The organism is Bradyrhizobium sp. USDA 3311, assembly GCF_054062495.1.
Window position 1 is genome coordinate 6,887,434 of sequence record NZ_JBSSFI010000001.1, and the last position, 18,546, is coordinate 6,905,979.

General features: G+C 64.5%; 19 protein-coding genes. 9 read left to right on the forward strand and 10 right to left on the reverse strand.

Annotated features, from left to right (window positions below; translation table 11 throughout):
• Nucleotides 1-8 precede the first annotated feature (8 nt).
• A complete protein-coding gene (locus ACVWW6_RS33265) occupies nucleotides 9-917 on the reverse strand; it encodes a DUF2189 domain-containing protein (protein ID WP_028170858.1) in 909 nt (302 codons plus the stop codon).
• A 554-nt stretch (nucleotides 918-1,471) separates the two neighbouring features.
• On the opposite strand from ACVWW6_RS33265, the gene ACVWW6_RS33270 reads away from it, so the two are divergent.
• From ACVWW6_RS33270 to ACVWW6_RS33290, 5 genes are all read left to right on the forward strand, one after another.
• Nucleotides 1,472-2,305: a cytochrome c oxidase subunit II gene (locus ACVWW6_RS33270; protein WP_011086566.1), complete on the forward strand. Its 834-nt coding sequence runs from the start codon at nucleotides 1,472-1,474 to the stop codon at nucleotides 2,303-2,305.
• Nucleotides 2,306-2,373: 68 nt separating this feature from the next.
• Nucleotides 2,374-4,149: a cbb3-type cytochrome c oxidase subunit I gene (locus ACVWW6_RS33275; RefSeq protein ID WP_456682149.1), complete on the forward strand. Its 1,776-nt coding sequence runs from the start codon at nucleotides 2,374-2,376 to the stop codon at nucleotides 4,147-4,149.
• Nucleotides 4,146-4,853 (forward strand): cytochrome c oxidase subunit 3, encoded by a 708-nt coding sequence (locus ACVWW6_RS33280; RefSeq protein ID WP_456682150.1) that lies wholly within the window; start codon nucleotides 4,146-4,148, stop codon nucleotides 4,851-4,853. The genes ACVWW6_RS33275 and ACVWW6_RS33280 overlap by 4 nt, the downstream gene beginning before the upstream one ends.
• 15 nt (nucleotides 4,854-4,868) lie before the next feature.
• Nucleotides 4,869-5,591 carry a heme-copper oxidase subunit III family protein gene (locus ACVWW6_RS33285; protein ID WP_039184281.1) on the forward strand — a complete coding sequence of 241 codons (723 nt, stop codon included), beginning with the start codon at nucleotides 4,869-4,871 and terminating at the stop codon, nucleotides 5,589-5,591.
• Nucleotides 5,592-5,600: 9 nt separating this feature from the next.
• The gene (locus ACVWW6_RS33290) at nucleotides 5,601-5,993 is read left to right on the forward strand and encodes a cytochrome C oxidase subunit IV family protein (RefSeq protein ID WP_028170855.1); all 393 of its coding nucleotides are present in this window, start codon (nucleotides 5,601-5,603) and stop codon (nucleotides 5,991-5,993) included.
• Nucleotides 5,994-6,114: 121 nt separating this feature from the next.
• Here the strand turns inward: ACVWW6_RS33290 and ACVWW6_RS33295 are convergent, their stop codons facing one another.
• The 3 genes from ACVWW6_RS33295 to ACVWW6_RS33305 all read right to left on the reverse strand — a co-directional run bounded on the left by ACVWW6_RS33295 (nucleotide 6,115) and on the right by ACVWW6_RS33305 (nucleotide 9,724).
• Entirely contained in the window at nucleotides 6,115-7,872 is a 1,758-nt protein-coding gene (locus ACVWW6_RS33295) for an NAD+ synthase (protein WP_456682151.1), read from the reverse strand.
• Between the two features lie 105 nt (nucleotides 7,873-7,977).
• Nucleotides 7,978-8,331 (reverse strand): diacylglycerol kinase, encoded by a 354-nt coding sequence (locus ACVWW6_RS33300; RefSeq protein ID WP_027544511.1) that lies wholly within the window; start codon nucleotides 8,329-8,331, stop codon nucleotides 7,978-7,980.
• Nucleotides 8,332-8,335: 4 nt separating this feature from the next.
• Complete coding sequence (locus ACVWW6_RS33305) at nucleotides 8,336-9,724, reverse strand: class II 3-deoxy-7-phosphoheptulonate synthase (RefSeq protein ID WP_028170853.1); 1,389 nt, start codon at nucleotides 9,722-9,724, stop codon at nucleotides 8,336-8,338.
• Between the two features lie 181 nt (nucleotides 9,725-9,905).
• Between ACVWW6_RS33305 and ACVWW6_RS33310 the strand changes: the two genes are divergently transcribed.
• Nucleotides 9,906-10,802, forward strand: coding sequence for an alpha/beta hydrolase family protein (locus ACVWW6_RS33310; protein ID WP_456682152.1), 897 nt, complete (start codon nucleotides 9,906-9,908; stop codon nucleotides 10,800-10,802).
• A 4-nt stretch (nucleotides 10,803-10,806) separates the two neighbouring features.
• Here the strand turns inward: ACVWW6_RS33310 and ACVWW6_RS33315 are convergent, their stop codons facing one another.
• Complete coding sequence (locus ACVWW6_RS33315; protein WP_038966250.1) at nucleotides 10,807-11,070, reverse strand: hypothetical protein; 264 nt, start codon at nucleotides 11,068-11,070, stop codon at nucleotides 10,807-10,809.
• A 201-nt stretch (nucleotides 11,071-11,271) separates the two neighbouring features.
• The gene (locus ACVWW6_RS33320) at nucleotides 11,272-12,756 is read right to left on the reverse strand and encodes an aldehyde dehydrogenase family protein (RefSeq protein ID WP_456682153.1); all 1,485 of its coding nucleotides are present in this window, start codon (nucleotides 12,754-12,756) and stop codon (nucleotides 11,272-11,274) included.
• Between the two features lie 114 nt (nucleotides 12,757-12,870).
• Here ACVWW6_RS33320 and ACVWW6_RS33325 point away from each other — a divergent pair, with 114 nt between their 5' ends.
• On the forward strand, nucleotides 12,871-13,953 hold the full coding sequence (locus tag ACVWW6_RS33325) for a substrate-binding domain-containing protein (protein WP_011086556.1): 1,083 nt from the start codon (nucleotides 12,871-12,873) through the stop codon (nucleotides 13,951-13,953).
• A gap of 51 nt (nucleotides 13,954-14,004) precedes the next feature.
• On the opposite strand, the gene ACVWW6_RS33330 is transcribed toward ACVWW6_RS33325, so the two are convergent.
• Complete coding sequence (locus ACVWW6_RS33330; RefSeq protein ID WP_456682154.1) at nucleotides 14,005-14,583, reverse strand: hypothetical protein; 579 nt, start codon at nucleotides 14,581-14,583, stop codon at nucleotides 14,005-14,007.
• A gap of 163 nt (nucleotides 14,584-14,746) precedes the next feature.
• On the opposite strand from ACVWW6_RS33330, the gene ACVWW6_RS33335 reads away from it, so the two are divergent.
• Nucleotides 14,747-15,685: a LysR family transcriptional regulator gene (locus ACVWW6_RS33335; RefSeq protein ID WP_456682155.1), complete on the forward strand. Its 939-nt coding sequence runs from the start codon at nucleotides 14,747-14,749 to the stop codon at nucleotides 15,683-15,685.
• A gap of 161 nt (nucleotides 15,686-15,846) precedes the next feature.
• A complete protein-coding gene (locus ACVWW6_RS33340) occupies nucleotides 15,847-16,815 on the forward strand; it encodes a helix-turn-helix domain-containing protein (protein WP_456682156.1) in 969 nt (322 codons plus the stop codon).
• A gap of 101 nt (nucleotides 16,816-16,916) precedes the next feature.
• On the opposite strand, the gene ACVWW6_RS33345 is transcribed toward ACVWW6_RS33340, so the two are convergent.
• The 3 genes from ACVWW6_RS33345 to ACVWW6_RS33355 are packed head-to-tail and all read right to left on the reverse strand — an operon-like array spanning nucleotide 16,917 to nucleotide 18,544.
• Nucleotides 16,917-17,498 carry a TIGR00645 family protein gene (locus ACVWW6_RS33345; protein WP_011086552.1) on the reverse strand — a complete coding sequence of 194 codons (582 nt, stop codon included), beginning with the start codon at nucleotides 17,496-17,498 and terminating at the stop codon, nucleotides 16,917-16,919.
• Nucleotides 17,499-17,546: 48 nt separating this feature from the next.
• The gene (locus ACVWW6_RS33350; RefSeq protein WP_011086551.1) at nucleotides 17,547-18,185 is read right to left on the reverse strand and encodes a TerC family protein; all 639 of its coding nucleotides are present in this window, start codon (nucleotides 18,183-18,185) and stop codon (nucleotides 17,547-17,549) included.
• Nucleotides 18,182-18,544, reverse strand: a complete 363-nt coding sequence (locus tag ACVWW6_RS33355; RefSeq protein WP_028170846.1) for a hypothetical protein — start codon at nucleotides 18,542-18,544, stop codon at nucleotides 18,182-18,184. The genes ACVWW6_RS33350 and ACVWW6_RS33355 overlap by 4 nt, the downstream gene beginning before the upstream one ends.
• Nucleotides 18,545-18,546: the final 2 nt, after the last annotated feature.

Below are 18,546 nucleotides of genomic sequence, written 5' to 3' on the forward strand. Positions count from 1 at the left end.
TCTCGCAGCTACTGCTCGCCCTCGCGGCTCCACGGGAAGAGATTGGCCGGGAAATCCGCGGCATAGCGCTTCCCCTTCGGCGGGGGCGGCGGTTCGTCCGGCGGATTCGGATTCGGCTCGACCACTCTCCGATAAAGGTGCCAGGTCGCATGACCGAGCACCGGGAGGACGACAGCGAGACCGACGAAGAACGGCAGCGAGCCGACCACGAGCAGCGCCGCGACGATCAGCCCCCACCCCGCCATCGCGACCGGATTGGCGGCCACCGCCTGCAGCGATGTACGGATCGCATCGATCGCCGTCGCATGCCGATCGAGCATCAACGGAAACGATACGACGCTGACGCATAGCGCCGCGACCGCAAACAGGAAGCCGACACCGCAACCGACGATGATGAGCGACCATCCTTCCGGCGTGGTCAGCACGCGGGTTGCAAAGTCCGGAATGCTTGCAGCCGCTGCGTGACCGAAGATGGTGACATAGATCGCGTTCGCGACGCCGATCCAGACCCCGAACAGGACGAGCAAGAGCACGCCGAGCTCGAGCATGGCGCCGAAGGACGGTGCGCGCAGCACCTTGACCGCATCCCATGCATCGACCTCCTCGCCGCGCTCACGGCGGCGGCTGAGTTCGTAGAGGCCGATCGCGGCAAAGGGACCGATCAGGGCAAACCCGGCGGCCAGCGGAAACAGCAGCGGCAGGACCGAATAGCCGAGGACCATCCTGAACAGGACGAGACCGAGAACCGGATAGATCACGCAGACGACGATCGCGTGACTCGGCATCGCCTGGAAATCTTCCCAGCCCAGGCGCAGCACCTCTTTCAAGTCGAGCAAGCCGATCTTGCGAATGGGATAAGAGACCGCCTCACCGAACAGGTGCCGCTTGACGATCTTGTCGGAATAAAGAGTGGCCATGGACACACCCTCCTCTGAAGTCGCGGCGGAGAACGGCGCGCTTTCCGGCCACGCGTGTCCGCCCTTAAGTGCGGGAGACGCGATCGAGCCGAGTACGGCAGTTCCAGGCTCAACGAGGAAGGAGCTTAGCCGGACGAAACCCGTCGCGACCTGCGCTCCAAGCTTAGCGCGTGCGATGTGGAATGACCAGCGCTCCCGGCTGGGTGAAATTGTGCGTCGCATATTTTGTGCGATGCATCACATCGAGAATGCGACTGACGATGGCGAGCTTGCACGGCAACATGGATCGCCCACGCCGCCTAAGCTCGTTGACATGCTATTGACGCCGGGTTCGCGGGGGATCATTTTAGAAATATAGACGCCCCCAGCTCCGGTGAGATTGGCGGTCGCGAACTTCTCTTGATATCGCGACCGGTTGAAGGGGCGAGGCAAGAGGCGCGGCGATGGCGCATATGTCAGCATAGAACCAGCATAGAGAAAGTCAGCCATCGCGACAGACGCGAGCTCCGCCCTGGATTCGTATCCGCAGCCTTTGTTGGCAAGGATGGTTCAGGATGGCTGTCGCACTGATACTGCTTCTGATCGCGATCGGTTCGGTGCTGTTTCACCTCTTCAGCCCGTGGTGGTGGACGCCGATCGCCACCAACTGGGGCTATATCGACGACACGATCAACATCACGTTCTGGATCACCGGGTTCGTCTTTACCGCGGTCATCCTGTTCATGGCCTATTGCGTCTTTCGCTTTCACCATAAGGAGGGAAGACAGGCCGCGTACAATCCCGAAAACAAGAAGCTTGAATGGTGGCTCAGTGTCGGGACCGGCGTCGGCGTCGCTGCCATGCTCGCACCCGGCCTGGTCGTCTGGCACCAGTTCGTGACCGTTCCGGCAGATGCCACCGAGGTCGAGATCATGGGCCAGCAATGGCAGTGGAGCTTCCGCTTGCCGGGGAAGGATGGCCGGTTGGGCACGTCCGATGTCCGCAACATCAGTCCTGAGAACCCGATGGGTCTCAATCGCGACGATCCGCACGGCCAGGACGACGTCGTGATCGAAAATGGCGACCTGCATCTTCCGATCGGGAAGCCGGTCAAGGTTTTGCTCCGGTCCGTTGACGTCCTGCACGATTTCTATGTGCCTGAGTTCCGGGCCAAGATGGATATGGTGCCGGGCATGGTCACTTATTTCTGGATAAGGCCGATCCGAACCGGAACCTTTGATGTTCTCTGCGCGGAGCTGTGTGGCGCTGCTCACTACCAGATGCGCGCCAAGGTCATCGTCGAGGCAGAGAGCGACTATCACGCCTGGCTGGAGCAGCAGAAGACGTTTGCCGGATTGTCAGGTCGAAATGCCGTTGTGAGGGCGAAGTACAATTCCGGCGACGACTAGGAGAATGCAGGTCGGGCGCGTGAAGACGAGCTGATCGCCCCCGAAGGAAACGACCGAGGAGGTGCTCTATGGTCGATGTCCCCTATGACAGGATTGCAGACATTCCGCCTGCCGAAGTGCCCGATGTCGAGCTCTACCATCCCAGGAGCTGGTGGACGCGGTATGTCTTTTCGCAAGACGCCAAGGTGATCGCCATACAGTACTCGCTGACAGCCTCCGCCATCGGACTGGTGGCCCTGGTCCTGTCGTGGCTGATGCGACTGCAACTGGGATTTCCCGGCACATTCTCCTTTATCGATGCCAACCAGTACCTCCAGTTCATCACCATGCACGGCATGATCATGGTGATCTACCTGCTCACGGCGTTGTTTCTCGGAGGCTTCGGCAATTACCTGATCCCGCTGATGGTTGGCGCACGGGACATGGTCTTTCCCTATGTGAACATGCTGAGCTACTGGGTCTACCTGCTCGCAGTCCTGGTGCTGGCCTCGGCCTTCTTCGTGCCCGGCGGCCCCACCGGCGCCGGCTGGACGCTGTATCCGCCACAGGCGATTCTGTCGGGCACACCCGGACAGGATTGGGGCATCGTCCTCATGCTGTCCTCCCTGATTCTGTTCATCATCGGCTTCACCATGGGTGGGCTGAATTATGTGGTGACCGTGCTGCAGGCGCGCACCCGCGGCATGACGCTGATGCGCCTGCCGCTGACGGTGTGGGGCATCTTCACGGCCACCGTCATGGCGCTGCTGGCATTCCCCGCGTTGTTCGTTGGCTCGGTGATGTTGCTGCTCGATCGTCTGCTGGGGACCAGCTTCTTCATGCCGACCCTCGTCGAGATGGGCCAGCTGAGCAAATATGGCGGCGGCAGCCCGCTCCTGTTCCAGCACCTGTTCTGGTTCTTCGGTCACCCCGAAGTCTACATCGTCGCCCTGCCCGCCTTCGGCATCGTCTCCGACCTGATCAGCACGCATGCGCGAAAGAACATCTTCGGTTATCGCATGATGGTCTGGGCCATCGTGGCGATTGGAGCGCTCAGCTTCGTCGTGTGGGCGCACCACATGTATGTAAGCGGCATGTACCCGTATTTCGGGTTCTTCTTCGCCACGACGACGTTGATCATCGCCATCCCGACCGCCATCAAGGTCTACAACTGGGTGCTGACCCTGTGGCATGGCGACATCCATCTCACGGTGCCGATGCTGTTCGCCCTCGGCTTCATCATCACTTTTGTGAATGGCGGGCTTACCGGACTGTTCCTCGGCAACGTCGTCGTGGACGTGCCCCTGTCGGATACCATGTTCGTCGTCGCGCATTTCCACATGGTGATGGGCGTCGCGCCAATCATGGTCGTGCTCGGGGCGATCTACCACTGGTACCCGAAGGTCACGGGGCGAATGCTGAACGACGTGCTGGGCAAGTTCCACTTCTGGGTTACGTTCCTCGGCGCCTACCTGATCTTCTTTCCCATGCATTATCTCGGGCTGCTCGGCGTTCCGCGCCGATACTTCGAACTCGGCGACGCGGCGTTCATCCCGCCGTCGGCCCACTCGCTGAACGCCTTTATCACCGTGGTGGCGCTGACGGTGGGTTTCGCCCAGATGGTGTTCCTGTTCAATCTTGTCTGGAGCCTGTTCGAGGGCGGGCCTTCGGGCGGCAATCCGTGGCGAGCGACGACGCTGGAGTGGCAAACGCCGGAGACGCCGCCAGGGCACGGCAACTGGGGCAAGCAGCTCCCGATCGTCTATCGCTGGGCCTATGATTACAGCGTGCCGGGCGCGGCGCAGGACTTCATTCCGCAGAACCAGCCGCCCCCGACGGGGGCCGTTCAGGGAGTTGCTCCGTGAGCGCCGTTATCCTGTTCCTGGCCGTGATCGCCGTCATCGTCGGATGGTGGCTCTCGCAGCAACGGCTGACTGCGAAACCGTGGCTGGAGGCAGGTCCGATCGATGATTTCCCCGGCACCGACGCCATGACCTGGCCGGCAGCGAAGGTCGGACTTGGCGTGTTTCTCGCTGTTGCCGGTTCGTTGTTCACGCTGTTCATCAGCGCCTACTCCATGCGCATGAACATGGTGGACTGGCGGACAATGCCGGTGCCAAAGGTGCTGTGGTTCAACACGGGCGTGCTGGTCCTGAGCAGCGTCGCGCTGCAATGGGCCCTCATGGCCGCACGCCGCAACGACATCGACGGCGTCATCGTCGGCCTGCTCGCCGGCGGAGCGTCGGCGATCGCGTTTCTCGCGGGGCAGCTCCTGGCATGGCATCAACTGAGCGACGCCGGCTATTTCATGGCGTCCAATCCGGCCAATGCCTTCTTCTACGTGATCACCGCGGTGCACGGGCTGCATCTGACCGGCGGCCTGGTTGCGCTCGGCCGAACCACAGCGGGGGTATGGCGGCACGACACCGGGACGGCCGAGATGCGCCTGAGTGTGGAGCTGTGCACCATCTACTGGCATTTCCTGCTGCTGGTCTGGCTGGTCCTGCTCGGTCTCCTCACGGGCTGGACGGACGATTTCGTCGACATCTGTCGCCAATTGCTGAGCTAGGAAGGACGAGACGAGATGGCCGAGACCGCGCTGAGAGACACCGGACAAGTGCCTGCCCGGCTTGAAGGCTGGCAGGGTATCGCCGCCGACTGGGCGTCGGATCAGCGCGCCTTCAAGAACGTGTCCTGGGGCAAGGCCATGATGTGGATCTTCCTCCTCAGCGACACCTTCATCTTCAGTTGCTTCCTGCTGTCCTACATGACCGCACGGATGTCGACGACCGTGCCGTGGCCCAATCCCAGCGAAGTCTTTGCCCTCAATATCGGGGGCAAGCACATCCCGCTCATCCTGATCGCCATCATGACCTTCATCCTGATCAGCAGCAGCGGGACGATGGCGATGGCCGTCAATTTCGGCTACCGCAGGGATCGCGTCAGGACCGCGATCCTGATGCTGGTCACGGCGGCATTCGGCGCGACGTTCGTCAGCATGCAGGCCTTCGAATGGACCAAACTGATCATGGAGGGCGTCCGTCCCTGGGGCAATCCGTGGGGCGCGGCGCAGTTCGGTTCAAGCTTCTTCATGATCACCGGTTTCCACGGCACCCATGTGACGATCGGCGTCATCTTCCTGATCGCGATCGCGCGCAAGGTCTGGCGGGGAGACTTTGATGTCGAAAGACGCGGCTTCTTCACGAGCCGGAAGGGTTACTACGAGATCGTCGAGATCACCGGCCTGTACTGGCACTTCGTCGACCTCGTGTGGGTGTTCATCTTTGCCTTTTTCTACCTTTGGTGAGGTCGGCACATGACAAACGCCACGGTACACATGGAAGGACAGATCCAGGCTCATGTGCACGCCGCAGCCGCTCCAGCGGCGGCTCACACCAAGGGCCAGCAGCACCCGATCAAGCTCTATCTCGTGGTCTGGGCATGGCTGTTCGTTCTCAGCACCTGCTCCTACCTCGTCGACTATTTCGGGCTGCACGGCAATCTCAGATGGTCGCTGATCCTGCTGTTCATGGTGTTGAAGGCCGGTCTCATCGTCGCCGTCTTCATGCACATGGCCTGGGAGCGACTGGCCTTGGCCTATGCCATCCTGCTACCGCCGGTTCTGGTGCTGGTATTCGTGGCGATCATGGTGCTCGAGTCCGAATACACGCACTTGCTTCGGGTGCTGTTCTTCGCAACACCGTCGTAGCGCTCATGTGAGTTCGCACCTCGCTCCACTGTCATGCCCCGCCACCGGGTCTCGCCTCCGGCGAGCCCGATGACAGGCTCCGACGGGGCATCCAGTACTCCGCGGCAGGAGTCGGATTCCCCTACCCCTCAAACGCGTCCGCAGATCTGCCGTTGTCGCGCGAGACCAACGTGTCGTCCGGCGCGGGCAGCGGCTCGCCCCTGTCGCGAAAGCGGTTGGTGATGGGATAGCGGCGGTCGCGGCCGAAATTCCTGGGCGTGACCTTCACGCCGGGCGCGGCCTGGCGGCGCTTGTATTCGGCGACGTTGAGGAGATGGTCGATGCGGGTGACCGTCTCGCGGTCGAAACCGGCGGCGATGATCCGGTCCAGCGGCTCCTCGCGTTCGACGAGGCGCTCAAGGATGGCATCGAGCACGTCGTAGGGCGGCAGCAAATCCTGATCGGTCTGGTTCTCGCGCAATTCCGCCGTCGGCGGACGGGTAATGATGTCGGGGGGAATGACCTCGCCGGCCGGCCCGAGCGCGCTGTCGGGCTTCCAGGAATTGCGCAGCGCCGCCAACCGGAACACCTGCGTCTTGTAGATGTCCTTGATCGGGTTGAAGCCGCCGTTCATGTCGCCATAGAGCGTGGCGTAGCCGACCGACATCTCCGACTTGTTGCCTGTCGTCACCACCATCAGCCCGGTCTTGTTGGAGATCGCCATCAGCAGCGTGCCGCGGGTGCGGGCCTGAAGGTTTTCCTCGGTGATATCAGGCGGCAGATTCATGAAGATGCCGGACAGGATAGTCTCGAAGCCGGTCACGGCTTCTGCGATCGGCAGGACCTCGTAGCGGATGCCGAGATGGCCCGCGAGCTCGCCGGCGTCCGCGATCGAGCTTGCCGCAGTGTAGCGATAGGGCAGCATCACCCCATGCACCTGGTCGGCGCCGAGCGCGTCGACCGCGATCGCTGCGCAGAGCGCGGAATCGATGCCGCCGGAAATGCCGAGCAGCACGCCGGGAAAGCCGTTCTTGGCGACGTAGTCGCGCAGGCCCAGCACGCAGGCCGCGTAGTCGGCGTGGTCGCCTTCCGGCTGCGCGGCGATCGGCCCGGCGCAGCGCCAATCCTCGCCGTTACGCGTGAAGCGCAGCGTGGTGATGCTTTCCGCGAACGCCGGCAGTTGCGCCGCGAGCGAGAGATCGCCGTTGAGCGCGAACGAGGCGCCGTCGAACACCAGCTCGTCCTGGCCGCAGACCTGGTTGAGATAGACCAGCGGCAGGCCGCTCTCGGTGACGCGCGCGACCGCGACCGACAGGCGCACGTCGTTCTTGTCGCGGGCGTAAGGCGAGCCGTTCGGCACCAGAATGATCTCCGCGCCGGTCTCGGCCAGCGTCTCGACCACGTTCTCGTAGTCCTCAGACTCATCCAGCCAGATGTCCTCGCAGATCGGCACGCCGATGCGCACGCCGCGTACCGTGACCGGCCCCGCGGCAGGCCCGCGCGCGAACAGCCGCTTCTCATCGAACACGCCGTAATTCGGCAGATTGCATTTGAAGCGCAAGCCAGCGATGCGGCCGCCGTCGAGCAGCGCGCAGGCATTGTAGAGCTTGCCGTCCTCGACCCAGGGCGTGCCGACGAGCATCGCCGGCCCGTCATCGGCTGTCTCGCGCGCGAGGCTTTCGATCGCGGCCCGGCAGGCGGCCTGGAAGGCCGGCTTCTGCACCAGGTCCTCCGGCGGGTAGCCGGCGATGAACAATTCCGGAAACAGCACGAGATCGGCGCCATCGGCAGCCGCCCGCACGCGCGCGGCCCGCGCCCTGGCGGCATTGCCCTCGACGTCGCCCACGGTCGGATTGAGCTGAGCGAGCGTGACCGCGAATGCGTTGAGACGTTCGGTCATGGCCGCCCCCGTCCAATCCAATGGCTAGAGCACGATCCGGAAAAGTGTGGAACGGTTTTCCGAAGAGATCATGCTCAAACAACAACCTGAAGCGCGATGAGCGCTTCAGACGAAACCCAACCGCTCGACGATGGCAAAGATCCAGAACGCGCCGGCCATCAGCAGCGCGACGCCGACGGCCGCCGAGCCCATGTCCTTGACCTGCCCGATCTGCTTGTCGTGATCCAGGGTCAGGCGATCGGCGAGCTTTTCCACCGCTGTGTTGAGCAGCTCGACCACCAGCACGAACGCCACAGCACAGACCAGCTCGACCGCGCGCATCGCGGTCGCGCCGATGAACCAGGCCAGCGGCAGCGACAGCAGGAGCGCAAAGATCTCCTCGCGAACCGCCTGCTCCGATCGAAGTGCAAAGGCCAGACCGTTGCGCGAATTGATCGTGGCCTTCCAGATCCGCAGCAAGGTCTTAGAGCCCCGCGGCGACCGGCATCGGCCTGGCCTTGCCGGCGCGTTCCTGCTTGAGCAGTTCGGCGACCAGGAAAGCCATGTCGATGGACTGCTCGGCATTGAGGCGCGGGTCGCAGACCGTGTGATAGCGGTCGTTGAGATCCTCGTCCGTGATCGCGCGGGCGCCGCCGAGGCATTCGGTGACGTCCTGGCCGGTCATCTCCAGATGCACGCCGCCGGCATGGGTGCCTTCGGCGGCGTGGATCGCGAAGAACGACTTCACCTCGGACAGGATGCGGTCGAACGGCCGCGTCTTGTAGCCCGACGTCGAGGTGATGGTGTTGCCGTGCATGGGATCGCACGACCAGACCACCACCCTGCCCTCGCGCTTCACGGCGCGGATCATGTTCGGCAGGTGCTCGCCGACCTTGTCGGAGCCGAAGCGGCCGATCAGCGTCAGCCGGCCCGGCTCGTTGTCGGGGTTGAGCACGTCGATCAGCTTCAGCAATTCGTCGGGCTTGAGCGACGGGCCGCACTTCAGCCCGATCGGATTCTTGATGCCGCGGAAATATTCGATATGGCCGTGGTCGAGCTGGCGGGTGCGATCGCCGATCCAGATCATGTGGCCCGATGTCGCGTACCAGTCGCCGGTGGTGGAATCGACGCGGGTCATGGCCTGCTCGTAGCCGAGCAGCAGCGCTTCGTGGCTGGTGTAGAAATCGGTCGCGCGCAGCTCCGGATGGCTCTCCAGATCGAGGCCGCAGGCGCGCATGAAGTTGAGCGCGTCCGAGATGCGGTCGGCCAGCTCCTTGTAGCGGCGGGACTGCGGCGAGTCCTTGAGGAAGCCGAGCATCCACTCATGCACGCTGCCGAGATTGGCGTAGCCGCCGGTCGCGAAGGCGCGAAGCAGGTTCAGCGTCGCCGCCGACTGGCGATAGGCCATCAGTTGGCGCTGCGGATCCGGCACACGCGCTTCCTTGGTGAAGGCGATGTCGTTGACGATGTCGCCACGATAGCTCGGCAGCTCGACGCCGCCCACCTTTTCGGTCGGCGAGGAGCGCGGCTTGGCGAACTGGCCGGCGATGCGGCCGACCTTCACCACGGGCACTGCGCCGGCATAGGTCAGCACCACCGCCATCTGGAGCAGCACGCGGAAGAAGTCGCGGATGTTGTTGGCGCCGTGCTCGGCAAAGCTCTCGGCGCAGTCGCCGCCCTGGAGCAGGAAGGCCTCGCCCGCCGCAACGCGGCCCAAGGCCTTCTTCAGATTGCGCGCCTCGCCCGCGAACACCAGCGGCGGAAAGGTCGCAAGCTGCGCCTCGACGTCGGCCAAAGCCTTGGCGTCGGGATAATCGGGCACCTGTAGCACCGGCTTGCTGCGCCAGGACTCGGGCGTCCACCGCTCGGACATCGCAATCTCTCCGTGAAGCAAAAAGCACAACCTGATCTGTGGGTTGCGAGGGCCGCCTTATACACAGGCTGGCTCCCGGCCGCCAGTTGTAAATCCATTCCGCACTGCAAACCCTTGCAGGGAAAGCCAAATTCGCATTTGCTTGGGAAGGCTAAGGAAACTGGCAGGACACCGGCGGCCCATGGACGCGGCGCGCGACGACGTTTTCATCGACGAGATCAGCTTCCCGGCGACCGACGGGTATGCGCTGAGCGGCACCCTGTTCCTGCCGCGCGCCGCCAAGCGCAATGCCGTCCTGATCAATTCGGCCACCGCCGTCCCGCGAAAAATCTATCGCGGCTTTGCCTCCTACCTCGCCCATCGCGGCTGCGCGGTGCTGACCTACGACTATCGCGGCATCGGCGACTCCCGGCTGCCGGCAATGGTCGGCTACAATCAGCCGAAATCGCTGGTCGGCTTCAAGGCCTCGATGTCGGACTGGGCGGCGCTCGACGTCACCGCCGCGGTGAGCTGGATGCGCGAGCGCTACAACACGCTGCCGCTCGCCTATATCGGCCACTCCTTCGGCGGCCAGGCGCTCGGGCTGATCGCGAACAACACCGACATCTCGCGCGCCGCGTTCGTCGCCTCGCAGGCGGCGACCTGGCGGCTGATGACCTCGCCGGAGAAATACCGCGTCTTCGCCTTCATGAACCTCATTGGCGTGCCGCTCGCCCACGCATTCGGCTACGCGCCGGGCTGGGCCGGCATTGGCGAGGATTTGCCCAAGGGCGTGTTCCTGCAATGGGCCAACTGGGTCTCGAGCCCGCGCTATCTCTTCGATTCAAAACTGCCCGCGCTGGAGAACTTCGCAAAATTCAAGGGCGAGTTGCGCGCGCTGTGCTTCTCCGACGATCCCTGGGCGACGCGGCCCGCGGTCGAGTTGCTCACAGGCGGATTCACGGCGATCAAGCCGGAGGTGTTGACGGTGAAGCCGTCCGACATCGGGGCCAAGGGAATAGGCCATTTCGGCTTCTTCCGCCCCGAACACCGCGACACGCTGTGGCGCGGCGTGGCGGAATGGATCCAGGGCGAGTGAGCCGTTACCGAATGATCGTCGTCAGCGACGAGTAGCGCCTGTTCGGCCTGGCTTCACCCGGCGCGAACTGCGCGAAGGCATCGCTGACGCGGACGGCCGGCGGCGTATCGCCGGCGAAGCGGAATTCCTTTGGCCGCGGCGCGTAGAAGCTGGCGCTGTAATAGGCGTCGTCGAAGCGCGCCTCGCCGACCCCGAACACTGCGTCGCAGACGAACAGGAGCGCGTAGACTCCCGCGACCGCAGCGACGATCTCCTTGAGAATTGACATGCTGATGCCCTGCCCTTTTGCGGACAGGATGCGCATTGGTTCCAAAGCTCAGGTTTAAGGCGCCGTGCTTCTTGTTCGCAGGGTTTGCCGCCGCTGAGCGGGATGCAGACAATTTTATCGATCTCGAAAAAGAGAGCCCGCCTGACCGAACGATCAGGCGGGCTCCAGGCTTGGCCGCTCGGGAGGTATCAGACGGCCAAATCAGACGGCTAAGTTCATCCACACCGCCTTCGGCTCGGTGAAATTGTCGAGCGCGGCGGTACCGTGCTCGCGACCGAGGCCGGAGTCGCGTTCGCCGCCCCAGGGCAGGCGCACGTCGGTATAGCCATAGGTGTTCATCCAGACCGTGCCTGCGCGCGCCCGCTTGGCAAAACGCTGGAGCTTGCCGATGTCGCGGCTCCAGACGCCGGCGGCGAGGCTGTAGGCGGTGCCGTTGGCGATCCGCAAGGCATCGGCCTCATCCCTGAACTTGATGACGCTGACGACGGGGCCGAAGATCTCCTCCTGCGAGATCCGCATCTCGTGTTCGACATTCGCGAACACCGCGGGGCTGATGAAGTAGCCGCGCTCGCCGACCCGCGTCCCGCCGGTGACGAGGCTCGCCCCCTCCTGCTGGCCGACATCGACATAGTCGAGGATCGACTTCATCTGCTTCTCGGAGATGACAGGCCCGAGCGCGGTCTTGCGGTCGAGCGGATCGCCGATCTTCAGCGATTTTGCGCGTGCAGCGAGACGCTCGACGACTTCGTCATAGGCCTTCTCCTGCACCAGCACGCGGGAGCCGGCCGAGCACACCTGGCCGGCGTTGAAGAAGATGCCGGAGGCCGCGGCTTTCGAGGCTGCTTCGAGATCGGCATCTTCGAAGATGACATTGGCCGATTTGCCGCCGAGCTCGAGCGAGACGCGCTTGAAATTGCCGGCCGCGCCTTTCATGATTCCACGACCCACGCCCGGCGAACCGGTGAAGGTGACCTTGTCGACGTCAGGGTGATTGACCAGCGCGTCGCCGACGACGCGGCCGGGGCCAGTGACGACGTTGAAGACGCCTGCCGGCAGGCCGGCCTGAAGCGCGAGCTCGGCGACGCGCAGCGCCGACAGCGAGGTCAGCTCGGCCGGCTTCATCACGATCGTGCAGCCGCAGGCCAGCGCCGGCGCCAGCTTCCACATCCCGATCATCAGCGGGAAATTCCACGGCACGATGGCCGCGACCACGCCGACCGGCTCGCGCACGGTGTAGGTCAGGGCATCGTCACGCACCGGCACGACGTCGCCGCTGATCTTGTCGGCCCAGCCGGCGTAGTAGATCAGCGTGTCGATGGCGGCCGGGAAGTCCTGGCGCAGCGTCGCGGAGATCGGCTTGCCGGCATCGATCGACTCGAGCTCGATGATTTCTTCGGCGTTTGCCTTGAGCAGCTCGGCCCAGCGCAGCAGGATCTGGCCGCGCTCGGAGGCGCGCATCGTGCGCCACGGGCCCTCGAACGCCCGGCGCGCGGCCGCCACCGCATGCTCGACATCGGCCTCGTTGCCTTCGGCGACGGTGGCGATGACCTGCCCGGTCGCCGGATTGAGCGATTTGAAGGTGCGGCCGGAGCTCGCGGGGACGCGGCGGCCGTCTATGAGCAGATGCTGCGGCCGGGCCATGAACTCGCTGGCTGGCGAATGCGCAAAGTCATATGCAACTGACATCATATTTCATCCTGTTCTGGTATGCCAGATTAGGACGGAGATTGCCGCAGTAAATATGATATCGTGTGCCTATGGCTCACTCACCATATGAACTTCACTTCATAAGGTTGTTTCATGCTCCAGATCGAGATCGAGGCAGTTTGGCGGTTTCGCCAGGAGGGCAGTCCGCGCACGGCGGTGGTCATGCTCGGCGTTCTCAACGAAATCCGGAAGACCGGTAAGATCACGAGCGCGGCCGCCGACGCGCACCTCTCCTACCGGCATGTCTGGAATCTGATCGAGCAATGGTCGGAGTTCTTCGGCACGCCGCTGGTCGAGACCCAGCGCGGCAAGGGCTCCAGGCTCACGCCGTTCGGCGAGCGGCTGGTATGGGCGGGCGAACGAATGCAGGCCCGGCTCGGGCCGCAGCTGGAAAACCTGGCACAGGAGCTGGCAAGCGAGATCAAGCCGTTCCTCGAGCAGCGCCCCTCGGTGATCCGCGTGCACGCCAGCCACGGCTTTGCGGTGGCGAAGCTGCGCGAATTCCTCGACCGCGAGCCCGGCATCGGCGTCGACCTGCGCTATGTCAGCAACCAGCATTCGCTGGTCTCGCTGGCGCAGGGCGCCTGCGATCTCTCCGGCCTGCATCTGCCGCACGGCGCGCTGCGGGCACAAGGCATCAAGGCGGCGCGCGAATGGCTCGATCCGCGCGAGGACCGCGTCATCAGCTTCGTCACGCGCGAGATGGGGCTGATGGTCGCGCGCGGCAATCCGCTTGGCATCGAAACGATCGAGGACCTGACCAGGCCAAAGGTCCGCTTCGTCAACCGCGACCATGATTCCGGCACGCGCCTTCTGTTCGACCAGTTGCTCGCCGCACACAGCATCGACGAAAGCCGCATCAACGGCGCGCAGCAGATCGAGTTCACCCACGCCGCGGTCGCCGCCTATGTCGCGAGCGGCATGGCGGATGCGAGTTTCGGCGTCGAGGCGGCCGCTCGCCACTTCGGCCTCGATTTCATTCGCATCGTGACCGAGGATTACTTCTTCGTCTGCAAACGCGCCTTCCTCGACACCGAGCCGATGCAGCGCATCCTCGATATCATGCGCAGCGCCGATTTTCGTGCCGCCGTCGCCAGCCTGCCCGGTTACGTCCCGTCCGACACCGGCGCGGTCACCGGCGTGAAGGCGTTTCTGGAGATGCACGCCGTGCGCTGATGAACGGCCGAGGCTCGTTTTTACCTTGACGGACTGCCGCTACGCGTCCGGTCAAACGACCGGCTCGTCCTTGAGCGCCGACACCACCTGCTCGCCGCGGTCGGTCAGGCGATAGGTCACAAGCGGACGGCTCGACGGCGGCTTGCGGTCGATCTCGACGATGTAGCCGCGCACCATCAGCGCTTCAAAACTGCCGTAGTAGCCGAACATGCTGATCTGGTTCTGCTTGAGCAGCTTGAACTCGCGCAGGAGACGGATCTCGTTGCCCGAGAGCAGCGAGCGGCGGACGCGCTGCACGAACCGCGCGCGCTGCTCGAACCACGCCTGGTCGGGCAGTTCGTGCGAGGCCGGCGTAGGGTCGCGCTCGCAGGGGCGCGCCTCTGTCGCGACATCGGCCATGACCGGCGGAAGGCCCGGCATGCTGCCAACCACCGCGTCCTTGGCGACATCGAGCAATGCGATCGGCCAGCGCCGCTTGTTGTCCACCATGACCGGCGGCGGCACGACGCTGTCGCGCACCAATTGCTCGAAACGGCCGGCGGTCACGCCGACATAGGCGGCCGCCCGACGGCGATCGACCAGACGGGTGTCCGGCTCGTGCTCCAGCTCGCAAGCGATGTTCTCATTCACCCCGAAATCCCCTGGCGCGTCGTTGCGCAGGCCCGGCGGCCCTCGTTGGGACCCGGCCGAGCCGGCGGCGAACCTAGGGGGGACCAGCGCTCTCGAAAAGCAGAGAATTTCGTACATGTTGATGCCGTTTCGGCAACGGCTATAGTTCGCGCCCGGGGGACCCATGCGATTTCACTCACCGGCCATCCAGTACTTCCACGCCGTCCGCCGCACCGGCTCGATCCGGGCTGCGGCGCGCGTCCTGAACGTTGCCTCCTCGGCGGTCAGCCGCCAGATTCTCAAGCTCGAGCAAGAGGTTGGATCGCCCCTGTTCGAGCGCAATGCGCGCGGCCTGACGCTGACGACGGTCGGCGAGATGCTGGCCCGGCATGTCATGAACGTGCTCCAGGACCTCGACCGCTTCCGCGCGGACGTCGCGTCCCTGTCCGGCAACTGGCGCGGCACCGTCAGCATCGCCTGCATCGAGTCGCTGACGGAATCGGTGCTGCCGGACCTGATCGCCTCGCACCGCGGCCGCGCCCGCCGCGTCAGCTTCACCACCGAGGTGAAGGGATCGTCGGACGTGCTCGAGGCCCTGAGCCGCGGCGAGGCCGACATCGGCATCGCCATGGCGCTCCGCCATCCGCCGGACCTGCGCCAGGTCGCCTTGAAGCGGTTCCGCCTCGGCGCAGTGGTATCGCGCGAGCATCCGCTGGCGCGCCGCAAGACAGTGACGCTGGAGCAATGCCTCGCCTTCCCCGTCATCAATGCGCTGCCGGAGCTGTCGATCTATCATCTGCTCCAGCCGCTGATCGCACAGCTCTCCGAGACGCCGGAGCCGGCGATCCAGGCCAATTCGATCGACCTGATGCGCGAGCTTGCCGCACGCGGCGTCGGCGTCGCCTTCCAGACCCAGCTTGGCATCGGCCGGCTGTCGCGCGAGAGCCAGCTCGTCTTCCTGCCGCTCGACAATGCCGGCAGCCCGGTCTGGTCCGACCTCGGCATCTATGTTCGCGCCGAGCGCACCCCGCCCGCCTACACCGAGTCCTTTCTCCAGGAACTGGTGCGCGAACTGGGCGACCGCGAGCGGCGCGAGAACGCGGCCTATCCGCAGACGGCGTGACATCTCGGCAAACGGGCCAGCTTGGAGGCGACCGCGCGCCCCGTGGTCTTGCGGACTTGCCTGAAGCACGGTTGCTCCGGCAACATTTCCGGCCGATGTCGCGCGCGCGAGGTCGAGGACGCGCCGGCACACGCCGAACGCCTGAGATCACGGGATCCGAGATGCCGGTACGTTGGCTCAAGCCGTCGCGAGTCCTGGGCATCGAGCGCTACAGCGACTTCGAGTCCTTTCGTCCAAGCGAGGTGCTGGGCGGCGGCATCAGCACACCGCTCGAGCCGCGCGAGTTCTCGCTGCACCGCGCCATCCTGCCGCTCCAGGATGGTCTGTTCGTGCTCCAGCGAACCTTCGCCCGGCGCCTTCAGGCCAACATCGGCACCGATCACGGCGTCGGCCTCGTCATCCCGCTCGCCTGTCATTTCACCGCCAACGGGCGCGAGATCGACAATTCGATGATCGGAATCGTGCGCGGCAAGGTGCCCACCGAGGCGGTCGAGCATCACGCCAACACCTATCTGATGCTGCGCTTCAACTCCGACATGCGCCATCGCGGCTGGGCGGACTACGAGACCGGGCTCGAATTCACGCGTCTCAGCGGCGACACGATGGCGGGCCTGCGCGCCGCGATTCTCGACATGTTCTGCCTGGCCTCACGGTGCAACGATCCCAGGCAATTCGAAGCCATCGACCGGCCGATCCAGGAAAGGCTGCTCGCGGGCCTCGATGCCGCCCTTGCCCCCGTCGACGCGCAAGACCGCCGGCGCGGATCGTTCGACAAGCATCGCAAGCTGGTCGCGCGGCTGGACGAGGCGGCCACGCTGTCCGGCGGCATCCCGCTCTACAGCGGCGATCTCGCAAATGCGCTCGGCGTCTCCGTCCGCACGCTCCAGAGCGCGACACAGGCGGTGCATGGCGTCAGCCTGCATCACCATCTCAGGCTGAAGCGGCTGTGGTCGACCCGCACGCAGCTCCTGACCGGAGGTAACGGAATGACCGTGAAGGCCGCGGCGCTCGCGAACGGCTTCTGGCACATGGGCGAATTCTCGAAACTCTACAGGACGACGTTCGGCGAGATGCCGTCCGGGACGCTGGCGCAGGCCCGCGATTTTGCGGACGACAGTCCGCACCTCTGAGATTTCTCCGGTCAAAATCGCGCGATCGCGAGCAGCTCGCTCCGCGCAAGCGAAACCGCCTCGCCGCCCCTCGCCGACCTCGATCTCGGCCCGCCAGGCGCTCAGCCGTGACCCGCTTGCTTGCGGTGTCCGCTTTCGCTCAGGCGATCGACCCAGGCAATGCCGATCGCCGAGATGATGAAGGTCAGGTGGATCAGCACCTGCCACATCACGCCGGTCTCGGTGAAATTGCTGCGCGTGGTTCCGAGATTTCCGGCCTCGATGAAGGTCCGAAGCAGCGAGATCGAGGAGATGCCGATGATCGCCATCGCAAGCTTGATCTTGAGCACGCTGGCGTTGACGTGACTGAGCCATTCCGGCTCGTCGGGATGGCCGCTCAGGTTCAGCCGCGAGACGAAGGTCTCGTAGCCGCCGACGATAACCATCACCAGCAGGTTCGAGATCATGACGACGTCGATCAGTCCGAGCACGACCAGCATGATCTGCTGTTCGCTGGCGTCAAAGGAGTGCACGACCAGGTGCCAGAGCTCCTTGAGGAACAGCAGCACGTAGACGCCCTGTGCGATGATGAGGCCGACATAGAGCGGCACCTGCAGCCAGCGCGAGCCAAAGATCAGCTGGGCGAACGGGCCGATTTGCGGCAGCGAAGGCGCGGCCGAAGGTGCTTTGGGTTCAGAAATCATTGATCACTCCGGAGTGCAGGCAAGAGATGTCGCCCAAGAGATTCGGCCTCAGAGACTCGCGATGACCGGCGCGAGCTCGAGCGAGCCGCGATAGATCATCTCGAAGGCGACGTAAACGATGATGGCGAGGCCGACATAGGCGATCCAGCGCTGCTTCTGGAGCACGCGGCCGAGCAGATCGGCGGCCACACCCATCATCGCGACCGACAGCAGCAGGCCGAAGGCCAGGATGTAGGGATGCTCGCGCGCCGCGCCCGCGACCGCGAGCACGTTGTCGAGCGACATCGAGACGTCGGCCGCGACGATCTGCAACGCGGCCTGGCCGAAGGTCTTGCGCGGTGCCGATGCCGCGCTTCCGCCGCCGCCATGGCTGAACGCAAGCCCGCTTCCATGCGCGGCCTGCTCGCGCAATTCGCGCCACATCTTCCAGCACACCCAGAGCAGCAGCACGCCGCCGGCGAGCAGGAGGCCGATCACCTGCAAGATCTGGGTCGCGACGCCGGCAAAGGCGATCCGGAGCGCAGTCGCCGCGACAATACCGACGACGATGGCGCGCCGGCGCTGCTCGGCCGGCAGCCCGGCAGCGGCAAGGCCGATGACGACGGCGTTGTCGCCGGCGAGCACGAGGTCGATCAGGACGACCTGAAGCAGCGCGGTCAGCGCGTCGGCGGTGATGAATTCAATCATGATTGATCATTCTTCGATGCGGACGGTTCGAGCCATTGCGGCTTGCGGCGTTCGATCCAGTCGAACACCTTCGACCGGGACGAGCGCAGCGCCGGCACGTCCTCGGCAAGCAGCGCGAGGCCGAGCGGCAGCATCCAGATGCCGAGCACCGGCAGGATGGAGAGCACGCCGCCGACGACGAGCAGCGCGCCCGAGGGGATTCTCACCCAGCGGCTGGACGGCTTGAGCAGATAGGTGACGGTGTCGCCCATGCGCGGCGGCAGGCGATGGACGAGCCTGTCGAGGCGCGGGTCACCGCCGGCCATCTGGCCGGTGGTGCCCTCGGTTCGGGTCGTATGCTCGTCCGATGCCGCGCTCATGC